Source organism: Winogradskyella aurantia (assembly GCF_002266855.1).
Taxonomy (GTDB): domain Bacteria; phylum Bacteroidota; class Bacteroidia; order Flavobacteriales; family Flavobacteriaceae; genus Winogradskyella; species Winogradskyella aurantia.
Genome location: NZ_NGJN01000007.1, coordinates 38726 through 62709 on the forward strand (window position 1 = coordinate 38726; position 23984 = coordinate 62709).

The window sequence follows — 23984 nt, forward strand, 5'->3', positions numbered from 1 at the left end:
AGTGCTTTTTTTATGGATTATTGGTTTATAATAAAACCTTTATCTTTGCCGACTTTCAACCAAAGCGTATATGATACTCGGCCAAACCACACGAAAAAATTTTACACAAAACCCGAAGAATGATATCCTTTCGGGACTCACCGTAGCCCTGGCACTCGTGCCAGAAGCGGTAGCTTTTGCTTTCGTGGCTGGTGTTGACCCCCTTATAGGCCTTTACGGTGCCTTTATGATGGGTATTGTGACGGCTCTTTTTGGAGGCAGGCCAGGTATGATATCTGGCGCTACAGGTGCCATGGCCGTTGTTATGGTTCACCTCATCCAAAAAGGAAACGAGGTTGGCTTAGCCTTAGATAGCCCTATAGAAAACCTAGGCTTACAGTGGCTCTTTATTACCCTTTTATTTGTAGGTATAATTCAAATTTCAGCTGGTGTTTTTAAGCTTGGTAAATTTGTTAGGCTCATACCCCATCCCGTAATGATGGGTTTTGTGAATGGTTTGGCCATCGTTATTTTTTTATCACAATTGGGTTTATTTCCAAATGCCGTACCTAAGGATATTTCAATCCTTCATAACACCTCAGCATGGTTTTCTTCCCTTTTCTCCAACAGTATATTTTGGAAAATGATGGCCTTTATCGGGCTAACCATGGGGATTATGTATGGTCTACCTAAACTCACAAAAAAGATTCCAGCTGCTTTAATAGCTATCGTTGTAGTAGCCTGTATAACCATATTTGGAGGCATAGAGGTTAGTACCGTAGGGTCCTTTATTAAAGAAGGTGGTGGCGAAGGCTTACAGGGAGGTTTACCGACGTTTCAAGACCAGATATTTGGTCTATTTGGAACATTAAGCGGGCATTGGGACTTGCTATTATCCACGGCATTTATTCTTGCCGCCGTTGGACTCATTGAATCCTTAATGACCCTTAATCTTGTTGACGAAATTACAGAGACCCGAGGCAATGGCAATAGGGAGTGCATTGCTCAAGGTGGTGCAAATATGCTAAATGGCTTATTTGGTGGTATGGGCGGTTGTGCCATGATTGGCCAGTCTATAATAAATGTAGATTCTGGTGGTCGCGGTCGCCTATCTGGCGCAGTGGCAGCCATAGCGCTACTCTGTTTCGTTTTGTTTGGCGCACCCTTAATTGAACAGATTCCGATTGCCGCTTTAGTGGGTGTTATGTTTATGGTTGTCATTGGGACATTCGCCTGGAGTAGTTTTAGAATCATTAGAAAAATACCTTTTTCCGACGCTATTGTTTTAATTGCAGTATCAGCCATAACAGTATGGAAAGACCTGGCCATAGCTGTTATTGCCGGTGTTATTATATCGGCATTGGTTTTCGCTTGGAAAAATGCAACCATGATTAGAGCACGCAAACGCATACAACCTGACGGGACGAAAACTTATGAAATATGGGGACCTTTATTCTTTGGCTCCGTACAAAATTTCAATGCTAAATTCGACCCCAAGAATGATCCTGAGCATGTTGAGATAGACTTTATAGAATCAAGGGTCAGTGACCATTCTGCATTAGAGGCTATTTTCAATTTAGTAAATAAATATAAAGCTGAAGGTAAATCTATTAAGTTGAAACATTTAAGTGAAGACTGCAAAATATTACTTCGTAAAGGGAGTCCAATATTTGATAGCGTCATTATCGAAGCTATCGATGATCCACGTTATCATTTGGCGGCTGATCCGGAAAAATTCACAAAACCACTGTCAGAATACAATATATAGTGTTCTTAATTTTTGGCTTATAGCTTAAGGGTTAGATACTTAGTGAAGTAATTGAAATCTTTTTCAAAATAGAGTGATTAAATTAATTGAAAACCAATTAATTAGACTACTTTTGCCACTTAATTTAATACAATATTATTATGAGTACTGGTACAGTAAAATTTTTTAATGACTCTAAAGGTTTTGGATTCATAACTGAAGAAGGAAACAACAAAGAGCATTTTGTACACATTTCTGGATTAATTGATGAGATTAGAGAAGGTGATGAAGTAGAATTTAATTTAACAGAAGGAAAAAAAGGATTAAACGCGGTAGACGTAAAAGTAATATAATTATAGTACTTCAATCTTTTTAAAGAAAGCCCATCAAAACGATGGGCTTTTTTATTGGTTTACATTAGGCATTAACAACACCTATTTAATAATCTAAAATACGTTTAATCTTTTCCATTACCTTTTCGGTTGAAGGAATCATAGTCTGTTCTAAGGTTGAATTTAATGGAATTGCTGGCATGTTCTCGCTTCCGATAGTCATTACTGGCGCATCCAAATATTGAAAACACTCCTCCTGAATCTTACCTGCTAGGGCCCTTGCGAAACTATTATTAGATGGTTCTTCGGTAACCACCAGACACTTCCCTGTTTTTTTTACTGAATTTATCACAGTGTCTTCATCTAAAGGATACAAGGTACGTAAATCAACAATTTCTATTTGGTCTCTCATATCTAATTCACCAGACGCATTGTAAGCCCAATGTACGCCCATACCGTAAGTGACAATAGTTAAGGTTTCAACATTTTCTTGCTTCCATATTTCTTGAAGTACCCAGGCCTTACCGAACGGCAATATATAATCTTCACTAGGTTCAACCGAAGTCGCCGTCAGCGTTCCTGGCACCTTTGACCAATACAAGCCTTTGTGTTCTAAAATAACCACAGGGTTAGGGTCATAATATGCGGCCTTCATTAAGCCTTTTAAATCGGCACCATTGCTAGGGTAAGCAATTTTAATTCCTCTAATATTGGTAATGACACTTTCTACAGATGAGGAATGGTAAGGGCCACCACTGCCATAAGCTCCTATAGGCACTCTTAAAATCATACTTACTGGCCATTTGCCATTGGACAAATAGCAGCTGCGACTCACTTCGGTAAATAATTGATTTAAACCGGGCCATATATAGTCTGCAAATTGCACCTCAACAATAGGTTTTAAGCCCACCGCAGACATTCCAACGGTACTCCCAACGATAAACGCTTCCTGAATGGGTGTATTGAAAACTCTGTCGTCCCCAAATTTCTGGGCTAATGTGGCGGCCTCCCTAAACACACCGCCAAGGCGTCCACCAACATCCTGACCGTAAAGCAAACACTCGTTGTGTTTCTTCATTAATTCTTCAACGGCAAATAATGCACAATCTACCATAACCACTTTGTCAGCACCTTCAGGTTCTCGCGTGCCTTGTTCTTCTGTGATAGGGGTTGGTGCAAAATCGTGAGTAAATAAATCTTCAGGTTTTGGGTCTTCTGCTTGTAGAGCCTTCTCAAAATCGGATGTGACCTTTTCCTTAGCTGACGCTTCAATGTTATTTATTTGCTTTTCTGAAAATCCGTTGTCTACCAATTGTTGCCTTAACACGGGATATGGATCTCTTGACTTCGCTTCATCCAAATCATCACGATACCATTCCATTCGAACTCCGGAGGTATGGTGATTCAGCAGAGGTACTTTAGCGTGAACTAAGAATGGACGGCGCTCTTCACGAATTGTTTTAATGATTTTCTCTAAAGCTTGGTAACTCTCAATAAAATTTGCACCATCGATAGAAATAGCTTCTAATCCCTTAAAACCCTTGGCATATTCATATGCATTTTGAGCTCTGGTTTCTGCCGCATTTGCTGAAATATCCCAACCGTTGTCTTGAACCAAATATAGGATTGGCATTTGCTTTAAGGCTGCCATTTGAAACGCCTCGGCAATTTCACCTTCTGTCACGGAGGCGTCACCAAGACTACAAACCGTAATAGGTTTTAAATGAGATTTTTTGGCTGCACTCAGGATGACATTTGGGTTAGTTAAACCTTGCTTCTCTATATATTGCATTCCCATAGCCGTTCCTGTCGCTGGTATAGCTTGCATACCAGTTGCAGAGGATTGATGGGGGATTTTTGGTTTATCGTCATCTTTCAAGCTTGGATGCGAATAATAAGTCCTTCCACCTGAAAAAGGATCGTCTTTTTTTGCCAACAACTGAAGCATTAAGTCATAAGGAGCCATACCTATTGCCAAAAGCATAGCATCATCCCTATAATAGGGAAAAGCATAATCCTGTGGCAGAAGCTGTAACCCTAAAGCCACTTGTATAGCCTCATGACCACGAGATGTCGCATGGACATACTTAGATACTTGCTTAAAATTGGCTTCGTACAATTCGGCCATAGCCTTGGCTGTGCAAAGCTTTAAAAATCCTTTTTTGAGTATGTCTTTATTCATATCTGTTATTACTGTAAAGACGGGAATCTATTTTAAATATACTTTTTTTAAAACCCCTAACGTCCCCTTGCGAGGTTTGAATAGTGTTTGTGTTAGAGATTTCCAATAATTCCAAATCATTATTTAAAAATCATGATTATTGCTCAGTTGAACGGTCTGTTTGAACTACTACAAAGCCGTATTAGAAAAGCACAGATGATACTACACCAATTCCCTTTCAACCTTAGTCATCCAGCCAAATTTATCTTTAAGCTTACCTATTTTAATGGCGTTTAAGGTGTCATTTACTTTTACGGCCACAGGACTTTCATCCGAGACGTGAATCGTTTCATTTTCAAGCCCAATTTCCTTGATGTAGGCAATACCCACGGCTGTACCCGTTCCAAAAGCCTCTTCTAGAGACCCATTATGCGAGGCTTCTCTTATCTCGTCGATAGTGATTTTACGCTCCGTAACCTCGTATCCCATATCACGTAACAATTCGATTACGCTTGCTCTTGTTATACCGTGCAGCACTGAACCGTCTAGTTCTGGCGTTATAAATGCACCATTGACCTTGAAAAAGATATTCATAGTCCCTACTTCCTGAATGTATTTATGTTCAGCAGCGTCCAACCATAACACTTGGTCATAACCTTTAGCTTTCGCCAATTCGGTAGGACGAATGGCCGCAGCATAATTCCCCGCTGCTTTTGCCTCACCGGTTCCACCTTCTGCAGCACGGATAAACCGCTTCTCGGCCCAAAGTTTTATATGCTTACTGAAAAACGGACCGGCTGGTGAAGCCATAATGATGAACTTATATTTTGTTGCAGCACGCATTCCTATAAAAGCTTCGTCGGCATACATAAAAGGACGAAGATATAAGGCGCTGCCTTGTTGTGGCGGAATCCAATTGCGCTCTATGGCTACTAATTCTTTTAACCCTTCAATAAATAACTCTTCTGGCACTTTTGGCATACCCATGCGTTCAGCACTTTTATTGAAACGTGAGGCATTTTTTTCTGGTCTAAATAATAGTGGTGTACCTTCTGGATTCTTGTAGGCTTTCATACCTTCAAAAATAGCCTGTCCATAATGCAGTGCCATCGCTGCAGGGTGGGTTGGTATAAGCCTTAAGGGCTCTATCCTAGGATTTAACCATGCACCATTCTCGTAATCGCAAATAAACATATGGTCTGTAAAAGTGGTACCTAAAGGAATGTTATCAAAGTCTAGAGCGTCTATTTTAGACTTCTCAGTTTTAGTAATTGAAATAGTATAACTCATAATATGAAGTTTATGAGATCCTGAAACAAGTTCAGGATGCCAAGTTTATATTTTTCTATTCACGTCAAATTGCTCAAAATAGTCTGCCACTCGTCGCACAAAACTTCCGCCCAAAAAGCCATCAACCACACGATGGTCAAAGGATAGAGACAAGTACATCATACTTCTAATGGCAATCTCATCACCATTTTCAGTCTCAATAACTTCTGGTCGTTTTTTAATAATGCCCAGCGCCAATATAGCCACTTCGGGCTGATTGATTATGGGAGTTCCCATAACGCTTCCAAAAGTTCCAACATTAGAGATGGTGAATGTGCTCCCACTAATATCATCTGCCTTCAGATTATTTTCTCTAGCCCTAATTGCCAATTCATTAACCGTTTTTGCTAAATCCAACAGGTCCTTATTATCTGCATTATGAACCACTGGCACAATTAAATTTCCACTCGGTAAGGCAGTAGCCATGCCAATATTAATATCCTCCTTGACAATAATGTTTTTACCATCCACAGACGCATTAATATTTGGAAAATCCTTGATAGCTTTAGCAACAGCTTCGATAAATAAGGGCGTAAAGGTTAGTTTTTCACCATATTTTTCCTGAAATGCTTTTTTATTCGCATTGCGCCAGTTCACCATGTGGGTTAAATCAGCTTCAACATAAGCTGTAACATGTGGTGAGGTATGCTTGGAGTACACCATATGGTCCGCAATCATTTGACGCATGCGATCCATTTCGATAATCTTCCCTTTGCCTTTATCAAAACTTAATTGCGGAATTCGATAGGCGGTCGAATCTTGCGGTGCGACCGATTGTGCAAATTTGTATGGCCTGCCGTCTTCTATATAGTTAAATACATCACTCTTTCTTAATCGCCCCTCATTTCCTGTTGCGGGAATGCGTGCTAACTCCTCATAACTTATATGGTGTTCTTTTGCTATGGAAAGGATAAGTGGCGAGAAAAAGGTATTAGACTTTGATACACTAAAGGTCTGTGTCTTCTGATTGGCAACTGGCTGGGCAGGGTGCTTTGGCTGCGCCCTTTTTTTGGTCTTCTTTTCAGGTTTTTGTTGGTTTTGCTGCGATGGCTTTGACCCTTTAGCAGTGGATTTACCATCGCTTTCTATAAGGGCAATAGTATCACCAATTTTTATAACGTCATTTGGCTCAAATAAAATATCCCTTATTGTTCCAGAGACGTTAGAAGGCACTTCAGAGTCCACCTTATCTGTGGCAACCTCTAGAAGCATTTCGTCTTCCTCAATGCTGTCACCAACATTTTTAAACCATGTTATTATAGCTGCTTCAGTAATACTCTCGCCCAATTTGGGCATTTTAAACTCGATTATGGCCAATGTAAATGTAAGTTTAATTTAAGGATTAAAGGTAACGAATATCTAATTTTGGTTTTGTTAAAATCTTATAAAAGATATATAAACAAAAAATTTTACTTTAAAATTTACTTTTTTTAATTTTTTATTCTTTTTATGTTTGAATATCAATCATCAAAAAAATATTTTTCTATGGCTCTTATTCTTGATAAAATTGATACCCAGATTTTAGCTATCCTACAAAAGGATAGCAGTCGGACCACAAAAAGTATTGCTAATGAACTGGGCATGACTACCTCACCTATTTTTGAACGCATCAAAAAACTCGAAAAGGAAGGTTATATAAAAAAGTATGTCGCACTACTCAATCATAAAAAAATAGGCTTAAAGCAAGTTGTTTTTATGGGCATTACACTTCAGGGACATACGAGAAGTTACCTTGAAAAATTTGTAAGTCAAATCAATAGTTTTCCTGAAGTCATTGAGTGTCACAGAGTAAGTGGCAACTTCGACTATCTTTTAAAATTAGTGGTTGAGGATATTGAAGCTTATGAACACTTCATTATAACGAAGTTAACGCTACTCCCCTATTTAGGCAATGTACAAAGTTTAATTACACTCTCAACAGGTAAAGAAACCAATGAGATTGATTTGAGTAGGGTTTAGTTGTTGGCTGTTGACTAGAATATTATTTTTTGAACGTTTCACGAAGTGTTTTATAAATATCATCTTGAACTTTCATATTTTCAGGCACTTCTCGAAGTGGCTCAACTTCCCTTAACGTCTCATGACATTCTTGAGGTAATCGCTGATATAATTGCGTCCCTTTAGTTTTCCATTCTATCATTTCGTCACTGACCTGCTTTACCACTTTTGCAGGATTTCCAACGACCAAACTACGCTCCGGGATTTTAGTATCGGCTTTTACAAATGTCATGGCACCTATAATGGACTCATCGCCAATTTCAGCATCATCCATAATCACTGCGTTCATTCCAATCAAACAATTTCTACCTAAATTTGCTCCGTGTATAATGGCCCCATGACCCACATGCGCACTTTCCTTAAGGGTTATTGACTTTCCTGGAAACATATGCACCGTACAATTTTCTTGCACATTAACACCATCCTCTAAAATAATTTGTCCCCAATCGCCGCGTATAGCGGCTCCAGGACCAATGTAGCAGTCTCTTCCAATAATAACATTGCCAGTAACCGCAGCTAATGGATGCACAAAACTTGTTTTGTGAACAACAGGTGTGTAGCCTTTGAAACTGTATACCATTCTTATTTAAATCCTTTAAGTTTTTCCTTTGTAAACTCTGAAAGCACTAATCTTCCACTTGTCTGTGCACGTTTCGATAAAAGCTCATCCCATTCCTCAGTACCTTTCCAGAATACTTTTTTCATTTCAAGCATGGCTTCCGGATTATAGGTACACAAATGTTCGGCAGTTGTCTTAACAGCTTCATCCAAATCTTCGGTAGTTTCAAAGACATTTGTAAAAAGTCCTTTATTCTTGGCCCATTCTGCAGAATAGAATGAATTGGCATCTATGGCAATTTGCGACATTGCACTTAAGCCCATTTTGCGCTCAATGGCTGGCCCAACTACAAAAGGCCCGATACCAATATTTAACTCACTTAATTTAATAGAAGCGAATTTTGTGGCCATACAATAGTCTGTTGAAGCGGCCAAGCCCACACCCCCTCCAACTGTCTTTCCTTGGATTCGTCCAATGATAAACTTTGGACATTTACGCATGGCATTGATTACATTAGCAAATCCAGAAAAGAAGACTTTCCCAGTTGCTTCATCATTGATATTAATCAGTTCATTAAAACTAGCTCCTGCACAGAAGGTTCTATCTCCGCCACTTTTTAGAACAATGACTTTTATATCATCATTTTCTCCAGCTTCGGTAATGGTTTGAGCCAACTTTGAAAGCAATTCTCCTGGTAAGGAATTGTGCGCAGGATGAAAAAATTCAATATAACCTACTTCGTTTTCAATAGTTTGTTTTACGTATGGTTGTTTTTCTGACATAACTTATATTAATCCAAATTGTTCAAAATGGTGATTCAGGTGCTTGCGTTCCAACAAGTACCACTCGTATCTGTTTAATTCTCCAAACACCATATTACTTAACGTAGCGTCTGGATGTTCTTTAAAATACTCTATATACTTCTCGCGCTGTGCCTTAAATTTGTCAATTGCTGAGGCTAAATCTTCATGCTTCAAAGCATCAAGTGTATCTTTTTCCAGTAATGGAAACTGACTGTTCTTTGGAAATTTATCGTAGTTCCAAAGGCTATTTTTGACCTTCTCTAGAATTTTTTCAGGTGTCGAAATTTCAAAATCTTGTATTTCACCTGATGCAATTTTATAAGTGTATTCCAAATGCTCTATCATATGTTGAGGCGTCATAATGCCCCATTTTGGTTTGGTGTCTTCTTTCAATTTTGACAAACACTCTTCTATTTTCTCATTTGTCATCTCAACGAAGGTTTCTTGTTTCTTTTGAACCATAGTCAGAATTGTAGCAACAGCAACTAACGGACTATCTTTTTCGTTTTTTTGACTTTCAGGTCTACTTTCAAAATTAGCATCAAATACTTCTACATGCCATTTAACTATACCACTAGGATGCTCTGCTGATGCAACGTCACGGTCAACTTTTTCCTTACAGGTTAATCGTACATATATAGTATCATTATGATACAATGGTCTTAAAAATCGGATACTATCTAAACCATAATTTGCTGCAACAGGCCCCTTATTTGGATAAACAAAAAGTCCTGCAGCTGCTGAAATAATGAAATAACCATGCGCTGTTCGTTTCTCAAAAATACTACCGTCTAAAGAGGTAATATCAGTGTGGGCATAAAAATGATCCCATGTGAGATTGGCAAAGTTGAGAATATCAGTATCTGTTAGTGTGCGCTTGTGAGTCTTGAGAGACATTCCTGGTTGTATGTCTTCCCAATGGTACTTAAAGGGATGCTGTTCTGCCTCTTTATATTTTGCGTTTTGTTGGTAAATCCCAGTGATTTCCGTGATCGTTGTTGGCGACCCCTGTATGGCCGTACGTTGTAGGTAATGTTTAATACCGCGCATACCTCCCATTTCCTCGCCACCACCAGCGCGTCCTGGACCGCCATGAACCAAATACGGCAATGGCGAACCATGACCAGTACTTTCTTTAGCCGATTCACGATTAAGCACCAGAATCCGTCCGTGATGACTAGCCGCATTGACCACGTATTCTTTTGCAATACTGTCATCGAAGGTTGCGATTGATGATACCAAAGACCCTTTCCCCATTTGCGCAAGGGTAATGGCCTCATCTAATGTTTTATAGGGCATGATGGTACTTACTGGACCAAAAGCTTCACGCTCATGAATGATTGTATTCTGGAATGGATGGTCTGCACGCAACAAAATCGGGCTAATAAAAGCACCCTTGTTTGCATCAGCTCCAATAGTCTCAATTTTATCCAAGTCGCCATAAACGATTTGTGCCTCTTTAGCCAAATCATTCACAGAATCTCGAACAGCCTGAACTTGCTGTCGACTCACCAAGGACCCCATGCGCACTTCTTTAAGTCTTGGGTCGCCAATAGTGACTTTGTCCAATGCTTTACCTAAAGCGATTTGAACATCTTCAACCAGATTTTCGGGCACTACAATTCTTCTAATCGCTGTACATTTTTGTCCAGCTTTAACCGTCATTTCCTTTCTAACTTCTTTGATAAACAAATCGAATTCTGGCGTTCCAGGGACTGCATCTCCACCCAATATAGAAGCATTTAATGAATCTGCTTCCATGGTGAATGGCACGGACTCCTGTATCAATCTTGGATGTGCTTTTAATAGACGACCTGTACTTGCCGAACCCGTAAACGTAACCACGTCTTGTGATTCCACCGTATCCAGTATTGTTTTTACCGTTCCGTTTATGATTTGCAACGCACCTTCGGGTAAAATACCTGAATTTACAATTTCTCTGGCAACGGCTTCAGCTAAATAGGATGATGACGGTGCCGGCAATACCACTGCTGGAACACCCGCCATCCAATTAACCGCACATTTTTCCAACATGCCCCAAACCGGGAAATTAAACGCATTGATATGCACTGCTACTCCTTTTTTAGGTACCATGATATGATGTGCCATAAAACGTCCGCCACGAGATAAATCAATAGGGTCACCTTCCACATGGTAAGGTTGGTTTGGGAATAGTTTTCTGAGCGACGCATTAGCGAACAGGTTTCCAAAACCTCCCTCGATATCAATCCAGCTATCTACTTTGGTTGCACCTGTTCTATAGCTTAGCTCATAAAAAGCATCCTTCCTTTTTGTGAGATATAATGCTAGACTTTTAAGCATATTGCCTCGCTCTTGAAAGGTCATTTTACGAAGTTTTTCGCTACCTTTAGTCCTTCCGTAATTAAGAATTTCAGGAATATCCAATCCTTCAATGGCCACACTAGTGAATGCCTCGCCTGTGACGGCATCTAAGATTGGTGTTCCGTCTTCTTTTCCTGTTGTCCAGTTTCCTTGGACGTAGTGTTGTATTTTATTCATCGATAAATTCGTTTACCTTTCCCAACAAAATGAGAATCTGATTTATTTAAAAACACCCCTAATAAGCTACGCTCGATATTTTCGATATAAACTTTCGTTTGTATCTCAATAATCCTCAAGGGGACAATCTAGGGCATTATACTCTCTCCCCTATAATTTCGTATTTTCTATAATCGCAGCATAACCTTGACCAACGCCAATACACATGGTAATTAATCCATATCTCTTCTTCTGTTCCTGTAATTCCAAGGCTGCGGAATAGGCTATTCTTGCTCCTGTAACTCCTAATGGATGACCAATTGCTATGGAACCTCCATTTGGATTCAGTCTTGAATCGTCATCTGCCAATCCCCAAGCTCTTGTACATGCCAATGCCTGGGCTGCAAAGGCTTCGTTTAACTCAATGATATCCATATCGTCCATGGTTAAGCCTGCTTTTTCTAAGGCTTTGTTAGACGCTTGAACTGGACCTATTCCCATTAGTCGCGGTTCTACACCAACTACAGCTGAACTTACTATTCTTGCTAATGGTTTTAGATTGTATTTTTTTACGGCATCTTCTGAGGCGATAATGGTTGCCGCAGCACCATCATTCAATCCTGAAGAATTTCCTGCTGTAACACTTCCACCTTCTTTTTTAAAAGCGGGTCTTAATTTTCCTAGAACTTCTAACGATGTATTTGGTTTTACAAATTCATCCTTTGAAAATAAAATAGGGTCTTTTTTACGTTGTGGAATTTCAACCGTTATAATTTCCTTAGCCAGTCTGCCATTTTCTTGTGCTTTCGTAGCTTTCATTTGGCTCCAGTAGGCGAACTTGTCTTGGTCTTCTCTTGAAATACCATACTTTTCTACTAGATTTTCAGCTGTATTTCCCATTCCATCGGTTCCGTACATCTCATGCATTTTTGGATTGATAAAGCGCCATCCAAAACTCGAGTCGTACATTTTAGAGTCGTTACCGAATGCGCTTGATGGTTTTGCAATAACATAAGGTCCTCTCGTCATATTTTCAACACCTCCTGAAATAAACACATCCCCATCACCTGCTTTTATTGCTCTGTTTGCATGAATAATTGCTGATAAACCAGAACTACACAAACGGTTAACTGTTTCTCCTGGAACTGTAAATGGTAATCCGGCCAAAAGTGATGACATACGTGCTACATTGCGATTGTCTTCACCTGCTTGATTAGCACAACCCATAATGACATCATCATAGGCTTCTTTTGGGATGCTTGGATTACGCTTTACAACTTCTGAAATAACTAATGCTCCTAAATCGTCTGTACGCACCGCAGATAGAGTTCCTTTGTAATTTCCTATTGGCGTTCTAATACCGTCTATTATATATGCTTCTTTCATTCTTCCCAATCTTTTTGAGTTCTGTAAACCACTCCTTTAAAAAGTGCAATTAATTCGTCACCTCGTTTTACTTCGATGACATTAAACCCTAATTTGTTATTAACTTTTTCAATGACAGATTCTGCTACTAAATAATCTCCTTCATCTAATGCTTCGATATGATTTATACTCGTTTCAATAGACACTGCATATTTGCCATGTGTATTGGCCGCAAAACCAAAAGCCGTATCAGCTAATGAATAACTTATACCACCATGCGCTTTATTCATGCTATTAAGCATGTCCTTTCTGATAGTCATTCCTAATTTGCAACGTCCTATTTCACAATCTAAAATCTCAATCCCTAACCATTGGCTAAAGGCATCTTGAGATAACATTTTATATGGAATTTCTTCGCCTTTCAATTAAAAGAATGTTTTATGTTCTCTATTCATTTTGCGCAATAACGGACTGCATCGGTATCTATCTTCATGGTATTCGTCATACAATTCATCTAATTTTGAAACGCACCAATCTATACCTTTCTCATCTGCCCAAGCTAATAATCCTTTTGGATAATTAACCCCCTTGGTCATAGCGTTGTCTATATCTTCAGCTGAAGCGATATTTAAAAATAATGCATCCGCTGCTTCATTAATGAGCATTACTAAAACTCTTTCAAATATGTTTTGTTTTAAAGACTCTTCGACTGCGCTCAGGGCAACATTATCATTTTCAATTTTCTTTCCATTGTTATCATAGTCATAATATCCAATTCCTGATTTTCTTCCCAAATAACCTGCTTCAGCAAAGCGCTTTTGCGTAAATGATGGTTTATATCTAGGGTCGAAATAAAATTCTTTAAATACAGTTTCTGTAACCGTATAATTCACGTCATTCCCTATAAAATCCATTAATTCAAAAGGTCCCATTCTAAATCCACCAATAGTTTTTAAACTCGAATCGATGGTTGCAAAATCCGCAATTCCTTCTTCATAAATCCTAAGTGCTTCCCCATAAAAAGGACGTGCCACCCTGTTAACAATAAAACCAGGTGTGTCTTTAGCAACAGCCACTACTTTTTGCCAACTTGTTATAGTATCTATAGTTTTTTCAAGAACTTCATATGAGGTTTGAATAGCCGGAATGACTTCAACCAACTTCATCAATGGTGCGGGATTGAAAAAATGAATTCCTACACAGCGTTTTGGCTTTTTTAAAGATGACGCTATAGATGCAATAGACAGACTAGAGGTGTTGGATGCTATTATACAGTCTTCAGACACATAAATTTCCAGTTCCGAAAACACCTTTTGTTTAATTTCTAGGTTTTCGATGATGGCCTCAATCGTTAAATCTGAATCTGACAAATCCTTTAGATTATCGACGTATGAAATATTATCTTGAATTCTGATTTTCTCAGCAGAGTCGATTCTTCCCTTTTCAATTAATCGTGACAAAATCTTTTCAAGAGCAGCCTTGGCATTATCTAAAGCCGCTCGATTAGTATCGTATAATTTGACCTTACAACCAGTGGTGGCAGCAACTTGCGCGATACCACTTCCCATGGTTCCTGAACCTATTATTCCTACGTTCATCTTTATGCCCACGAAAGTGGGTAACTTTTTAATTAAACTTCTTTTTAAATTTTACTTTGTTCTCGACTGCGCTCGAACTGACGGTAAAATTTTGATGACATCCTGAATAAAGTTCAGGATGACAAATCATCCAAATGGAAGGTTTGTTACATCTACATTTCCGCCGGATAAAATAATTCCAACGTTCTTAGTTGCAAATTCTTCTTTATTCTTCAATACGGCTGCAAAAGGCACCGCACACGACGGTTCTATAATAATTTTCATGCGCTCCCAAATGAGCTTCATGGCATTTATAATTTCATCTTCTTCGACACGGATAATTTTTTTGACATGTCGTTGAATGATTGGAAAATTTCGATCGCCCAAATACGTCCTTAATCCGTCTGCTATTGTATTTGTGTTTAGATTCTTTTCAATTTTACCAGATAAAAGGGAACGATAGGCATCGTCCACTTCAAAAGGCTCACCTCCAATTACCTTACAGCCATTACCAAAATAATGAGCTGCCAAAGCCGTTCCGGCAATAAGTCCGCCACCACCCACTGGTGCTAAAATTACATCTAATTCTGGATAATCTTCAAGCAACTCCATCGCAGCCGTGCTATTGCCATAAATGACCTCATCTTGATTGGATGGGTGTAAAAAAGACGCTCCTTTTTCTTCTTTAATTTTAATGGCTGTCTCCTCTCTTGCTTCTGGCGTTGATTCACATTCAATAATTTCTCCTTGATAAGTTTTTACACCATCTTTTTTAACTTGAGGTGCGTTTTCCGGCATTACGATATAGGCCCTAACATTTAATTTTTGAGCAGCCAATGCAACGGCTTGGGCAAAGTTACCCGAAGAATGTGTGACTACACCGCGTTGTCGTTCCTCTTCTGAAAGGGATAAAATAGCATTTGCTGCACCTCGCATTTTAAAAGCCCCCATCTTTTGAAAGTTCTCACATTTAAAAAACAAATGGCAACCTGCTTTCTCATTTAACAATTCTGAGGTGAGCACAGGTGTTCTGTGAATAAAAGGTTTTATTTTATTGTGAACTTCAGTGAGGGTTTGTTTTAAATCATCTTGATTGTCCCCTTGAGGGGACTTTAGGGGTGTTTTTAACGCATTTACTTTTTCTTCAAGCGACTTATAAACACTGAACATATTGTTCTTTACATCAGCATCACTAAATCTAATAAATTTAACTCCTCGTTCTTCTAGTTTGTTCTGTCTATTTACATCCTCAAAATATCTATAATCGTGAGAATTTCCATCAATCTCAATGGCAAGCTGAATTTCATGGCAGTAAAAATCAACGATGTAATCTAGCATCGGTACTTGTCTGTGAAATTCAACTCCAAGCGCTTTATTCTTAATATTTTTCCATAATAGAACTTCGGCTAATGTGCTGTTTTTTCTTAGCTGTTTTGCAAACTCTTTTAGTCTTGGATTATATGGAATTATTTTGTTTTTCACTTTTTTACACCCCTAAAGTCCCCTCAAGGGGACAATTCTAATTTGGAACTCTATAATTAAATTTTAAACATGCCCAATTAATTAAATCTGTTTAATTAAACTTGAATCAACACCCCTAAAGTCCCCTCAAGGGGACAATCGTTAGTAATAATCTTTTAGTTTCCTTTAAAATTTGGCTTACGCTTTTCTATAAATGCGGCAACACCTTCTGCATAATCATTACTGCTTGCTGCTTCTATTTGTAATTTAGATTCTAAAGCTAATTGGTCTTCTAAAGTATTGGTCATTGACTTATTGAATAGCTCTTTAATAAGACCTAAAGCTTTAGTTGGCATATTGGCTAGTTTAATTGCCAGTTTATTAACATCTTCTTCAAAATTATCTAGGGGAATCAATTTATAAATCATTCCCATTTTTTCGGCTTCCTCAGCTGAAATTTTATCCCCTAACATCGCTAAAGCTTGTGCTTTTTGAAAACCAATTATTCGTGGCAAAAAGAAAGTTCCAGCACTATCAGGCACGAGCCCTATGAGGCTGAAAGCTTGAATAAAACTGACCTTTTCATGAGCAACAACGATATCACAGGCCAATGCAATATTTGCCCCAGCACCAGCAGCTACTCCATTAATTGCTCCTATGATTGGTTTATGGATTGCTCGAAGTCTGGTAATTATGGGGTTATAATGTTCTTCAAGTATTTTTTTAAATCCAGGGTTTAATTCTGGGTTCGTCACTTCTTTTAAATCTTGACCAGCACAGAATGCTTTTCCATTTCCTGTTAAAACAATAGCTCTAACGTCATCGTTAGCTTCACAATCATCAAGGATTCTCTGAAGGCTTAATGCCATTTCGCGATTAAAACTATTAAATACCTCTGGTCTGTTTAGGGTTATGGTTGCGACTTTATTGTCAATTTTTAATTCAATTGAATTACTCATATCATTCTGGCAATTTAAAATATGGATTATAGATGAGTCCAATAATATTGCCCCAAGGATCCTTGACTGAGCAAACCATTAACTCGCCACCAACATTCATTGGTTTTTCATGTTCAGTGGCTCCTAACTCTAATAAACGGTTATATTCTTCTTTGATATTTTCAACACCCCAATACGACAGAACACTGTCACCTTTTATTGAAGCTTCTGGTTGCAAACCTAATTCATAACCTTGAATATTAAAACCTACATAAAAGGATTCATCAAAATAAGGTTCGGTTTTAAATGCTTTAGTATACCACTCTTTAGCCTTGGCTAAATCATCTACTTTATATGCCGTTGTTCTTAATCCTAACATTATTTTAGTTTCTATCGATGAAATCCTGAAGTAAGCTCAGGTTGATAATTACTTACTATTTCAAACATTTAAAATAATCAAAAGGTTCTTGGCAATCATCACACTGAAATTGTGCTTTGCAAGCTGTTGACCCAAATTGGCTGACCATTCTTGTATTATGGGATCCACACTGCGGGCATTTCACCAGTCGTTTTCCATGTAACAAAACCCCTTTATCTGCTTCAGCCCCTAAGGGTGCAGCAATACCATAATCTTCAAGTGCCTTTCGTCCTTTAGCTGTTATCCAATCCGTGGTCCACGCCGGAGAAAGTATAAGCTCCACTTCAGAGGTGTATCCCTGCTCGTCTAAAGCTTTCTTAATATCATCCCCTATAACATCCATTGCCGGACAACCGCTATATGTGGGTGTTATTTTAACGTGAACATGGTCGTCTTTTAAGGTTGCCGAACGAACTACGCCCATTTCTAAAATAGAAAGTACCGGAATTTCTGGGTCCGATACTTTTTCTAGAATTGGAAACAACACCTCATCTATATGTACGCCTTGCTCTACTGTCATATCACCAAGTCATATTAGGATATGTACGCTGCATATACTGCATATCGCTTAAGATATAACCCATGTGCTCCGTATGAATACCTTTTTTACCACCTTCTTGAAACCATTTTGATTCAGGGATGTCGAGTTTAGCCAAATCTAGAATCGCACTCACACGTTCATAATAAGAGGTCTTTAACTCTTTTACGTCAACACCGATACCTTGAGCTATCATTGCCTCATCTGATGCTGTCGTATGAAATAATTCATCCGTATATCGCCACAAATCATTTATAGCATCTTGCATACGTGTTTTGCTTTCATCGGTCCCATCCCCTAATCGTTTGACCCAATCGGATGAAAAACGTTGATGATAACTTACTTCCTTAATAGATTTATGAGCAATGGCGGAAAGATTAACGTCCTTACTGTGTTGCAATTTTTCTAACAATAAATAGTGATACACATCGAATAAAAATTGTTTCCCAATGGTATGGGCAAAATCAATATTTGGTTGTTCTACCAACAACACATTAACATATTGCCGCTCTGTTCTTAAAAAAGCGATAGTATCTTCTGTGGCATCTTCACCTTTTAACTTGGCCGCGTATTGAAAATAACTCCTTGTTTGTCCCAATAAATCTAGAGAAATATTGGTGCAAGCAATATCTGTTTCTAAACTTGGGCCATGACCGCATAACTCTCCAAGTCGCTGACCTAAAATAAGTGTATTATCAGCAATACCTAATATATAATTGTATAAGTCCTTATTCTTCATTACATGTGCTTTATTTCGTCAGGAATATCATAAAATGTTGGATGGCGATACACTTTATCTTGTGCAGGCTCAAACAATTCGCCATTATGTTCTGGATTAGAGGCTGTAATATATTTTGACTCCACGACCCAAATACTGACACCCTCATTGCGCCTAGTATACACATCCCTGGCATTTTCTAATGCCATTTCAGCATCCGCGGCGTGCAAACTTCCGAAATGCCGGTGTTCTAATCCATTTTTACTTCTTACGAAGATTTCCCAAAGTGGCCAATTCTTACTCATTAGATGGCTTGTTTAGATTTATACTCCTTTTGTTTTTCTGCATATGCTATGGCCGCATCCCTCACCCAGGCTCCATTTTCCCAAGCAGATACTCTGGCATTCATCCGTTCTTTATTCATTGGTCCATGGCCTTTTACCACCTGCCAGAACTCATCCCAGTCTATTTCTCCAAAATCATAGGACTGACGTTCTTCATTCCATTTTAAATCTGGGTCTGGAATCGTTAGCCCTATTAATTCTGCCTGCGGAACAGTTTGGTCAATAAATTGTTGGCGTAACTCATCATTGGTCTTGCGCTTTAACTTCCATTTCATGGATTGAGCTGTATGAACTGATTCTGCATCTGTTGGACCGAACATCATTAATGATGGCCACCACCAGCGATTTAAAGCATCTTGAGCCATGTCTTTCTGTTCAGGCGTTCCTTTAGCCAAAGTCATCATAATCTCATAGCCCTGTCTTTGGTGAAAACTTTCTTCCTTACACACACGCACCATAGCCCTTGCATAAGGCCCATAAGATGTATTACATAATGGCACTTGGTTTATAATAGCAGCACCATCTACCAACCAGCCAATGGCACCCATATCTGCCCAAGTAATTGTAGGGTAATTGAAAATACTTGAATACTTGGCTTTACCGGTATGAAGCTGTTCGTATAATTCCTCTCTTGAAATACCAAGGGTTTCACAGGCGCTATATAAATAAAGTCCATGACCGGCTTCATCCTGCACCTTTGCCAATAAGGCCACCTTGCGACGCAAAGAAGGTGCTCTGGTTATCCAATTCCCTTCTGGTAACATTCCCACAATCTCTGAATGGGCATGTTGTGAAATCTGCCTTATATGGGTTTGACGGTATTTTTCCGGCATCCAATCTTTAGGCTCGATTTTTTCATCCCTAAGAATTCTGTCTTCAAATTGTTTCTCTAGACTCTTAATTTTTTCTTCACTCATAGTTTTTGGCTTTTAGCTATTTACGTTTAGCTTATAACACTTTATTTTCCTTTTTCAATTTTTTAAACATCAAAATCAACCACTACTTTTTCGGTGGTTGGCACGGCTTGGCAACTCAATACTAAATTTTGGGCCACCTCATCTGCTTCCAAGGCGTAATTAACTTTCATCTCTACATCACCTTCTACTATCCTACACTTGCATGTGCTACACACACCACCCTTACAGGCGAAAGGCAAGTCAGCGCCAGCATTAAGTGCAGCATCAAGGATATTATCATAATCCTTTGTCATGGTGAATAAAAACTCCTTACCTCCATCTATCACGGTTACTTCAACACCTTCAACATTCTGTTTTGCCAAACGCTCTTGACGCTTTATATCTTCTTCAGATAATCCCGACACGAACAATTCGAAATGAATAAGCTCTTTTGGTAAACCAGCTTCAATTAAATAATCACTTACGTATTTTACCATTTGTTCGGGACCACACAAAAACACCTCATTCGTGTCTGGAATATCAATAAAGGTTTTGGTTAAAACTTTCATTTTTTCGTCATCAAACCTTCCATTGAACAAGTCTATATCCCTTTTTTCTTTGGTTAGGAAATAATATATTTCCAAACGCCCAAAATAAGTGTTTCTCAGTTGTTCTAGCTCTTCTTTAAAGATAATAGATTTTGCCGTTTTATTGACATAAAAGAGCTTACAAGTTGATTTGGGCTCTGCCGCCAAGTGTGTTTTTATCATGGATAATACGGGTGTAATTCCACTACCAGCGGCAAAAAACAAGTAATTTTTTTCAGCATCAGGCCGCACATCAACACCAAAGGTTCCACTTGGTGGCATGATATCGAGCATTTCCCCCTTTTTAAGGTCTTTATTGACATAGGTTGAAAACTTTCCTCCTGGAATTTGCTTCACGGCAACACACCATTTATTTTCCAATGGACTTGAACACAACGAATAGGAACGCCTTAGGTCTTCGCCATTAATCATTTGCCTTAAGGTTAAATGCTGACCTTGATGAAACCCAAAATCAGATTTTAATTCTTCTGGGATAGCAAAGGTCAACACAGACGTATCATCCGTTTCCTTGTAAATATCCTGCAATTGTACTTTGTGAAACTCGGCCATTAAAATTTCTGAAATTTAATCTCGTCCTTTTGTTTTAGTTTGATATCACCTTCAAAACATCATCCTTGTTAAACTAACACTTGTTAGTTTAGAGAACAAATTTACAAAAATAATTCTTAACTAAGTGTTAATTCCTTCAATGAGAATCTTAGTTAAGCTGGCTGAAAGTTCATCCTCGCTGAGACGGTCTTTTTTCGGAATCCATAAATACAGGGTCCTTAATGTTGAAAGCATTGAGAATAAAATCACCTCTATATCAACATTTTTTATCTCCTTGTTTTCAATACCGCGCTCAATAATATGTCTAAAATTAGCTTCGTAGTCATTTCGCAGTTGCAAGTAATATTCCAGCTTATCTTCTAGGTGCATCCAATCAGAATTTAAGGCAGCGAGTCCGTCTGGATTGTGACAGGCAATCCTAACGTGTAATTGAATTAATGCCTTGAGCTGCTCGGTACTTGATGCTTTTTGATTTTGAATTGAGGCCATTCCTAAAGTGAACTCCTCAGCTATTGTCAAAATAACATCTTGTAAAATAGCTTGCTTGGACTCAATATGATTGTATAAACTTGCAGCTTTTATACCCATAGTTTTAGCTAAATCGCGCATGGTTACGGCGCTATAGCCTTTTTGTTTAAATAGTTTGGCCGCAATCCTTATTATTTCTTCCTTACGGGTTTCAGTTTTTGTACTCATCCATAACGAAAATAACAAGATTTTTATTAACTACGCGTTCTGTAACATTTGATACTTTAACTTTCTATGGATTCATAGAAATTTGCTTAAAAAATAAATTTATGGGAATATTAGATGTCATCTTTGGCAACTCTACAAATCAGCTTTTGGAATACCTCAATAAAGGTGCTGCTATATTAGATGTTAGAACCGATGCCGAATATTACAGCAACCACATTGACAATGCCATTCATATACCTCTACAAGAACTGGAATACCGTGTTGATGAGGTAAAGAAATTGAAGAAGCCCGTTGTAGTATATTGTGCGAGTGGTATGCGTTCTGCTAATGCTTCAAGATTTTTAGTAGCCAATGGCATTGATGCCATTAATGGCGGCGGAATAGCCAAAGTAAGGTCTGTGCTATAACACTATACGTTCTAGATCGTCTTTATCTTTAATCACGGTGGCATTATATTTTAGCGTCCATCCTAGTGATTTTGTAAGGATAAAGAATTTGGACAGCTCACTGATAAGTCTATTTTCAGCATTGGATTTCAAGCTGGAGTTTTCTAACTTCTTTAATAGAGATGATTTAATAGTTTCTTTAATGCTATTATAATCATCTGCTTCAAAAGGGTTAAAAAAATCGGATTGGATGTCGTAATACTCCAAATCGGGAGCAATCGAAATTTCCTGCTCTGGTATTACCAAAATTTCAAGCGTCTTATTAACGTCATCGATTTTATATTCTAGTTGTTTTAGGTCGTAAGCAACGGTAACCTTAGCGTTAACAACCACCAAAGCTTTCTTATCTGCAGTTACATAATTCCCAAAAATTTCCCTTGAGTTTTTATAATTAAAAACTTCCGTAAAGTGACCTTCAGAGACTACAAGCTTACTCACGTTTTTGACCTGTTCTTGAATTAAGCTCGAGCTCTCCTTAAGCATTGAAGCTTGTTCTTTTTTATCATCGCAATACTTAAACGTAAATAAGATGATTAAAGTGATGAGTACACCAAATACTATTTTTCGCATATCCGAATATAACAAAAAAAACATCAGCTCACTTCTGTTTTAAAAGTCTAGCCAATGTTTTGGTTTGTGATTAATAGCAGTACAAAAATAAATAAGCCGTAGAGGCTTATCATTAAGTAAATATTAAACTACGGTTACTTTTTGAGTTCTAGTTTGTCTGCAAAATAATCACAAAAATCTTTCATGGTCGCCGTCATTTTCTCATCTTGTGTAGCGCGCATAAATGTATCACTCATGGTGACTAAGGTTTGATGAAAAAATAATTTCATTTCATCCACAGGCATATCCTTAGTCCATAAATCTATTTTTAAGGTTTCCTGGGCTTTGCTATCCCATACTGAAAGCATCACGGCCTTTGCTTCCTCGTTAGTTATACCACCATCTTCAGCAGACCAATGGAGTTTCTCCGGAACTCTGTTTTCATCGAGTTCCACAATCAATTCAATTTTTGATGTTATGGTATTAGCCATTATTTTTTAGGTTTAAATTTTGATTTAATAAAAATTTCCTCTGGTTCTGTTGCCAAAATCTTGAACAGATCTTCACCAGTTCGTTCGGCATAAGCTTTTACAATCTGCCAACCTATGTATTGACCTAGACGCCCTGGGGATTCATTGTCCAATTCGAGATAAAATTTAGAAAAAGGCGCATCTGCTATGAATCTATTCACGAGTTTTCCATCGGTGCTGTACAACAATTCGCGCTCAACAAAGTAACTCCAAATTGGATCCTCGTTGGCTTCCGCCCATTTTAATTGATCAGCCGTATAACCTATTTTTTCAAAATCTGTTTTAAACGGAATCATTACATCCTTAAAGTAGAGTAATTTACCCTGATAAATCATTTCATCCAGAAATCTCTTTCTTTGAATTTGAGAAATATATTTTTTCGCATAACCTTCAGCAACATCAAGGACTATATTTTTTGGTTCCATATTAGCCGTAATATACTTTGGAATGTTTTGGTAAAATCTGTGGTCTTGCCCTAAATAGTTGTCTAGTGCTATTAAAATAATGGTATCGGTAACGATAGTTTTGTCCCTGTAAGCGACATCGTTTGTTAAAGTGACAACTCTAGGCACAGCAAATGTTTTATCGTAAAACTTTAGGTGTTGAAATAATTGATTGAGCTCGGCTTTCGTTTTCGCAAAATTACTATACTCCTTACTCACCTCAGCAAGCAACTCATTTTGAAGCGAATCTGTTATTCGCTTTACCCATATGGAATCCGCAATATGCTTGGAAAATAAAAAGGGATAATCCATTTTGAGTTTTGGCAGGTCCTTTGGTGACGCGTTTTGGAATGCGCTATCAAAACGCTCTACCCCAAAGTTTACGTTAACTTTAGAAATTTCTTCTTCAATTTTGGAATCCTCATCACAAGACCAGCAAAACAGGCTAATGGCTAGCGCCAACATTATTCTCAAAGACGACATACAAAACATTTTTAATCC

General features: G+C 38.3%; 25 protein-coding genes and 1 pseudogene. 4 read left to right on the forward strand and 22 right to left on the reverse strand.

What is annotated here, in order from left to right; translation table 11 throughout:
- Positions 1-70: 70 nt before the first annotated feature.
- Together CA834_RS12500 and CA834_RS12505 are read left to right on the forward strand one after the other, a co-directional pair.
- Complete coding sequence (locus CA834_RS12500) at positions 71-1747, forward strand: SulP family inorganic anion transporter (protein ID WP_094969057.1); 1677 nt, start codon at positions 71-73, stop codon at positions 1745-1747.
- A 140-nt stretch (positions 1748-1887) separates the two neighbouring features.
- Positions 1888-2079, forward strand: a complete 192-nt coding sequence (locus tag CA834_RS12505; protein WP_094969058.1) for a cold-shock protein — start codon at positions 1888-1890, stop codon at positions 2077-2079.
- Between the two features lie 85 nt (positions 2080-2164).
- Here CA834_RS12505 and CA834_RS12510 read toward each other — a convergent pair whose 3' ends face one another.
- The 3 genes from CA834_RS12510 to CA834_RS12520 all read right to left on the reverse strand — a co-directional run bounded on the left by CA834_RS12510 (position 2165) and on the right by CA834_RS12520 (position 6844).
- Positions 2165-4240: an alpha-ketoacid dehydrogenase subunit alpha/beta gene (locus tag CA834_RS12510; RefSeq protein WP_094969059.1), complete on the reverse strand. Its 2076-nt coding sequence runs from the start codon at positions 4238-4240 to the stop codon at positions 2165-2167.
- 201 nt (positions 4241-4441) lie between these two features.
- Positions 4442-5509 (reverse strand): branched-chain amino acid aminotransferase, encoded by a 1068-nt coding sequence (locus tag CA834_RS12515; protein ID WP_094969060.1) that lies wholly within the window; start codon positions 5507-5509, stop codon positions 4442-4444.
- A 45-nt stretch (positions 5510-5554) separates the two neighbouring features.
- Positions 5555-6844, reverse strand: coding sequence for a dihydrolipoamide acetyltransferase family protein (locus tag CA834_RS12520; RefSeq protein ID WP_094969061.1), 1290 nt, complete (start codon positions 6842-6844; stop codon positions 5555-5557).
- Positions 6845-7033: 189 nt separating this feature from the next.
- On the opposite strand from CA834_RS12520, the gene CA834_RS12525 reads away from it, so the two are divergent.
- On the forward strand, positions 7034-7507 hold the full coding sequence (locus CA834_RS12525) for an Lrp/AsnC family transcriptional regulator (protein ID WP_094969181.1): 474 nt from the start codon (positions 7034-7036) through the stop codon (positions 7505-7507).
- Between the two features lie 22 nt (positions 7508-7529).
- On the opposite strand, the gene CA834_RS12530 is transcribed toward CA834_RS12525, so the two are convergent.
- The 16 genes and pseudogenes from CA834_RS12530 to CA834_RS12600 form a co-directional block, all read right to left on the reverse strand.
- Complete coding sequence (locus tag CA834_RS12530) at positions 7530-8126, reverse strand: acyltransferase (protein WP_094969062.1); 597 nt, start codon at positions 8124-8126, stop codon at positions 7530-7532.
- Positions 8127-8128: 2 nt separating this feature from the next.
- Positions 8129-8887 (reverse strand): enoyl-CoA hydratase/isomerase family protein, encoded by a 759-nt coding sequence (locus tag CA834_RS12535; RefSeq protein ID WP_094969063.1) that lies wholly within the window; start codon positions 8885-8887, stop codon positions 8129-8131.
- 3 nt (positions 8888-8890) lie between these two features.
- Complete coding sequence (paaZ, locus tag CA834_RS12540) at positions 8891-11428, reverse strand: phenylacetic acid degradation bifunctional protein PaaZ (protein WP_094969064.1); 2538 nt, start codon at positions 11426-11428, stop codon at positions 8891-8893.
- 150 nt (positions 11429-11578) lie between these two features.
- The gene (gene pcaF / locus CA834_RS12545; RefSeq protein WP_094969065.1) at positions 11579-12793 is read right to left on the reverse strand and encodes a 3-oxoadipyl-CoA thiolase; all 1215 of its coding nucleotides are present in this window, start codon (positions 12791-12793) and stop codon (positions 11579-11581) included.
- A complete protein-coding gene (locus tag CA834_RS12550) occupies positions 12790-13197 on the reverse strand; it encodes a PaaI family thioesterase (RefSeq protein ID WP_094969066.1) in 408 nt (135 codons plus the stop codon). Before CA834_RS12550 ends, pcaF begins: the two co-directional genes overlap by 4 nt.
- Positions 13198-14370, reverse strand: coding sequence for a 3-hydroxyacyl-CoA dehydrogenase NAD-binding domain-containing protein (locus CA834_RS12555; RefSeq protein WP_094969067.1), 1173 nt, complete (start codon positions 14368-14370; stop codon positions 13198-13200).
- Between the two features lie 126 nt (positions 14371-14496).
- Positions 14497-15387 carry a pyridoxal-phosphate dependent enzyme gene (locus tag CA834_RS12560; RefSeq protein WP_240507606.1) on the reverse strand — a complete coding sequence of 297 codons (891 nt, stop codon included), beginning with the start codon at positions 15385-15387 and terminating at the stop codon, positions 14497-14499.
- Positions 15388-15504: 117 nt separating this feature from the next.
- Positions 15505-15831 (reverse strand): annotated as a pseudogene (locus CA834_RS14765) (endonuclease domain-containing protein); the annotation flags it as partial.
- A gap of 155 nt (positions 15832-15986) precedes the next feature.
- Entirely contained in the window at positions 15987-16769 is a 783-nt protein-coding gene (locus CA834_RS12565) for an enoyl-CoA hydratase-related protein (RefSeq protein WP_094969068.1), read from the reverse strand.
- Position 16770: 1 nt separating this feature from the next.
- On the reverse strand, positions 16771-17127 hold the full coding sequence (locus CA834_RS12570; protein ID WP_094969069.1) for a VOC family protein: 357 nt from the start codon (positions 17125-17127) through the stop codon (positions 16771-16773).
- A 55-nt stretch (positions 17128-17182) separates the two neighbouring features.
- On the reverse strand, positions 17183-17686 hold the full coding sequence (paaD, locus tag CA834_RS12575) for a 1,2-phenylacetyl-CoA epoxidase subunit PaaD (RefSeq protein WP_094969070.1): 504 nt from the start codon (positions 17684-17686) through the stop codon (positions 17183-17185).
- 1 nt (position 17687) lies between these two features.
- The gene (gene paaC, locus CA834_RS12580) at positions 17688-18443 is read right to left on the reverse strand and encodes a 1,2-phenylacetyl-CoA epoxidase subunit PaaC (protein ID WP_094969071.1); all 756 of its coding nucleotides are present in this window, start codon (positions 18441-18443) and stop codon (positions 17688-17690) included.
- The gene (paaB, locus tag CA834_RS12585; protein ID WP_094969072.1) at positions 18443-18727 is read right to left on the reverse strand and encodes a 1,2-phenylacetyl-CoA epoxidase subunit PaaB; all 285 of its coding nucleotides are present in this window, start codon (positions 18725-18727) and stop codon (positions 18443-18445) included. Before paaB ends, paaC begins: the two co-directional genes overlap by 1 nt.
- Positions 18727-19683 carry a 1,2-phenylacetyl-CoA epoxidase subunit PaaA gene (gene paaA, locus CA834_RS12590; RefSeq protein WP_094969073.1) on the reverse strand — a complete coding sequence of 319 codons (957 nt, stop codon included), beginning with the start codon at positions 19681-19683 and terminating at the stop codon, positions 18727-18729. Before paaA ends, paaB begins: the two co-directional genes overlap by 1 nt.
- 62 nt (positions 19684-19745) lie before the next feature.
- Positions 19746-20819, reverse strand: coding sequence for a 2Fe-2S iron-sulfur cluster-binding protein (locus CA834_RS12595; protein ID WP_094969074.1), 1074 nt, complete (start codon positions 20817-20819; stop codon positions 19746-19748).
- Positions 20820-20939: 120 nt separating this feature from the next.
- Complete coding sequence (locus CA834_RS12600) at positions 20940-21515, reverse strand: TetR/AcrR family transcriptional regulator (protein WP_094969075.1); 576 nt, start codon at positions 21513-21515, stop codon at positions 20940-20942.
- A gap of 101 nt (positions 21516-21616) precedes the next feature.
- On the opposite strand from CA834_RS12600, the gene CA834_RS12605 reads away from it, so the two are divergent.
- Positions 21617-21922, forward strand: a complete 306-nt coding sequence (locus CA834_RS12605; RefSeq protein WP_094969076.1) for a rhodanese-like domain-containing protein — start codon at positions 21617-21619, stop codon at positions 21920-21922.
- Here CA834_RS12605 and CA834_RS12610 read toward each other — a convergent pair.
- The 3 genes from CA834_RS12610 to gldB form a co-directional block, all read right to left on the reverse strand.
- Positions 21917-22531, reverse strand: coding sequence for a DUF4230 domain-containing protein (locus CA834_RS12610; protein ID WP_094969183.1), 615 nt, complete (start codon positions 22529-22531; stop codon positions 21917-21919). The genes CA834_RS12605 and CA834_RS12610 overlap by 6 nt on opposite strands.
- A 134-nt stretch (positions 22532-22665) precedes the next feature.
- A complete protein-coding gene (gldC, locus tag CA834_RS12615) occupies positions 22666-23001 on the reverse strand; it encodes a gliding motility protein GldC (protein WP_094969077.1) in 336 nt (111 codons plus the stop codon).
- Positions 23001-23966, reverse strand: coding sequence for a gliding motility lipoprotein GldB (gene gldB / locus CA834_RS12620; protein ID WP_165764802.1), 966 nt, complete (start codon positions 23964-23966; stop codon positions 23001-23003). The genes gldC and gldB overlap by 1 nt, the downstream gene beginning before the upstream one ends.
- Between the last annotated feature and the right edge of the window lie 18 nt (positions 23967-23984).

What these genes read in the sequence shown, in the direction of transcription:
- CA834_RS12500 (WP_094969057.1), top strand. Translation starts at nt 71, where the DNA reads ATGATACTCGGCCAAACCACACGAAAAAATTTTACACAAAACCCGAAG.
- CA834_RS12505 (WP_094969058.1), top strand. Translation starts at nt 1,888, where the DNA reads ATGAGTACTGGTACAGTAAAATTTTTTAATGACTCTAAAGGTTTTGGA.
- CA834_RS12510 (WP_094969059.1), bottom strand. Translation starts at nt 4,240, where the DNA reads ATGAATAAAGACATACTCAAAAAAGGATTTTTAAAGCTTTGCACAGCC.
- CA834_RS12515 (WP_094969060.1), bottom strand. Translation starts at nt 5,509, where the DNA reads ATGAGTTATACTATTTCAATTACTAAAACTGAGAAGTCTAAAATAGAC.
- CA834_RS12520 (WP_094969061.1), bottom strand. Translation starts at nt 6,844, where the DNA reads ATGCCCAAATTGGGCGAGAGTATTACTGAAGCAGCTATAATAACATGG.
- CA834_RS12525 (WP_094969181.1), top strand. Translation starts at nt 7,034, where the DNA reads ATGGCTCTTATTCTTGATAAAATTGATACCCAGATTTTAGCTATCCTA.
- CA834_RS12530 (WP_094969062.1), bottom strand. Translation starts at nt 8,126, where the DNA reads ATGGTATACAGTTTCAAAGGCTACACACCTGTTGTTCACAAAACAAGT.
- CA834_RS12535 (WP_094969063.1), bottom strand. Translation starts at nt 8,887, where the DNA reads ATGTCAGAAAAACAACCATACGTAAAACAAACTATTGAAAACGAAGTA.
- paaZ (WP_094969064.1), bottom strand. Translation starts at nt 11,428, where the DNA reads ATGAATAAAATACAACACTACGTCCAAGGAAACTGGACAACAGGAAAA.
- pcaF (WP_094969065.1), bottom strand. Translation starts at nt 12,793, where the DNA reads ATGAAAGAAGCATATATAATAGACGGTATTAGAACGCCAATAGGAAAT.
- CA834_RS12555 (WP_094969067.1), bottom strand. Translation starts at nt 14,370, where the DNA reads ATGAACGTAGGAATAATAGGTTCAGGAACCATGGGAAGTGGTATCGCG.
- CA834_RS12565 (WP_094969068.1), bottom strand. Translation starts at nt 16,769, where the DNA reads ATGAGTAATTCAATTGAATTAAAAATTGACAATAAAGTCGCAACCATA.
- CA834_RS12570 (WP_094969069.1), bottom strand. Translation starts at nt 17,127, where the DNA reads ATGTTAGGATTAAGAACAACGGCATATAAAGTAGATGATTTAGCCAAG.
- paaD (WP_094969070.1), bottom strand. Translation starts at nt 17,686, where the DNA reads ATGACAGTAGAGCAAGGCGTACATATAGATGAGGTGTTGTTTCCAATT.
- paaC (WP_094969071.1), bottom strand. Translation starts at nt 18,443, where the DNA reads ATGAAGAATAAGGACTTATACAATTATATATTAGGTATTGCTGATAAT.
- paaB (WP_094969072.1), bottom strand. Translation starts at nt 18,727, where the DNA reads ATGAGTAAGAATTGGCCACTTTGGGAAATCTTCGTAAGAAGTAAAAAT.
- paaA (WP_094969073.1), bottom strand. Translation starts at nt 19,683, where the DNA reads ATGAGTGAAGAAAAAATTAAGAGTCTAGAGAAACAATTTGAAGACAGA.
- CA834_RS12595 (WP_094969074.1), bottom strand. Translation starts at nt 20,819, where the DNA reads ATGGCCGAGTTTCACAAAGTACAATTGCAGGATATTTACAAGGAAACG.
- CA834_RS12600 (WP_094969075.1), bottom strand. Translation starts at nt 21,515, where the DNA reads ATGAGTACAAAAACTGAAACCCGTAAGGAAGAAATAATAAGGATTGCG.
- CA834_RS12605 (WP_094969076.1), top strand. Translation starts at nt 21,617, where the DNA reads ATGGGAATATTAGATGTCATCTTTGGCAACTCTACAAATCAGCTTTTG.
- CA834_RS12610 (WP_094969183.1), bottom strand. Translation starts at nt 22,531, where the DNA reads ATGCGAAAAATAGTATTTGGTGTACTCATCACTTTAATCATCTTATTT.
- gldC (WP_094969077.1), bottom strand. Translation starts at nt 23,001, where the DNA reads ATGGCTAATACCATAACATCAAAAATTGAATTGATTGTGGAACTCGAT.
- gldB (WP_165764802.1), bottom strand. Translation starts at nt 23,966, where the DNA reads ATGTCGTCTTTGAGAATAATGTTGGCGCTAGCCATTAGCCTGTTTTGC.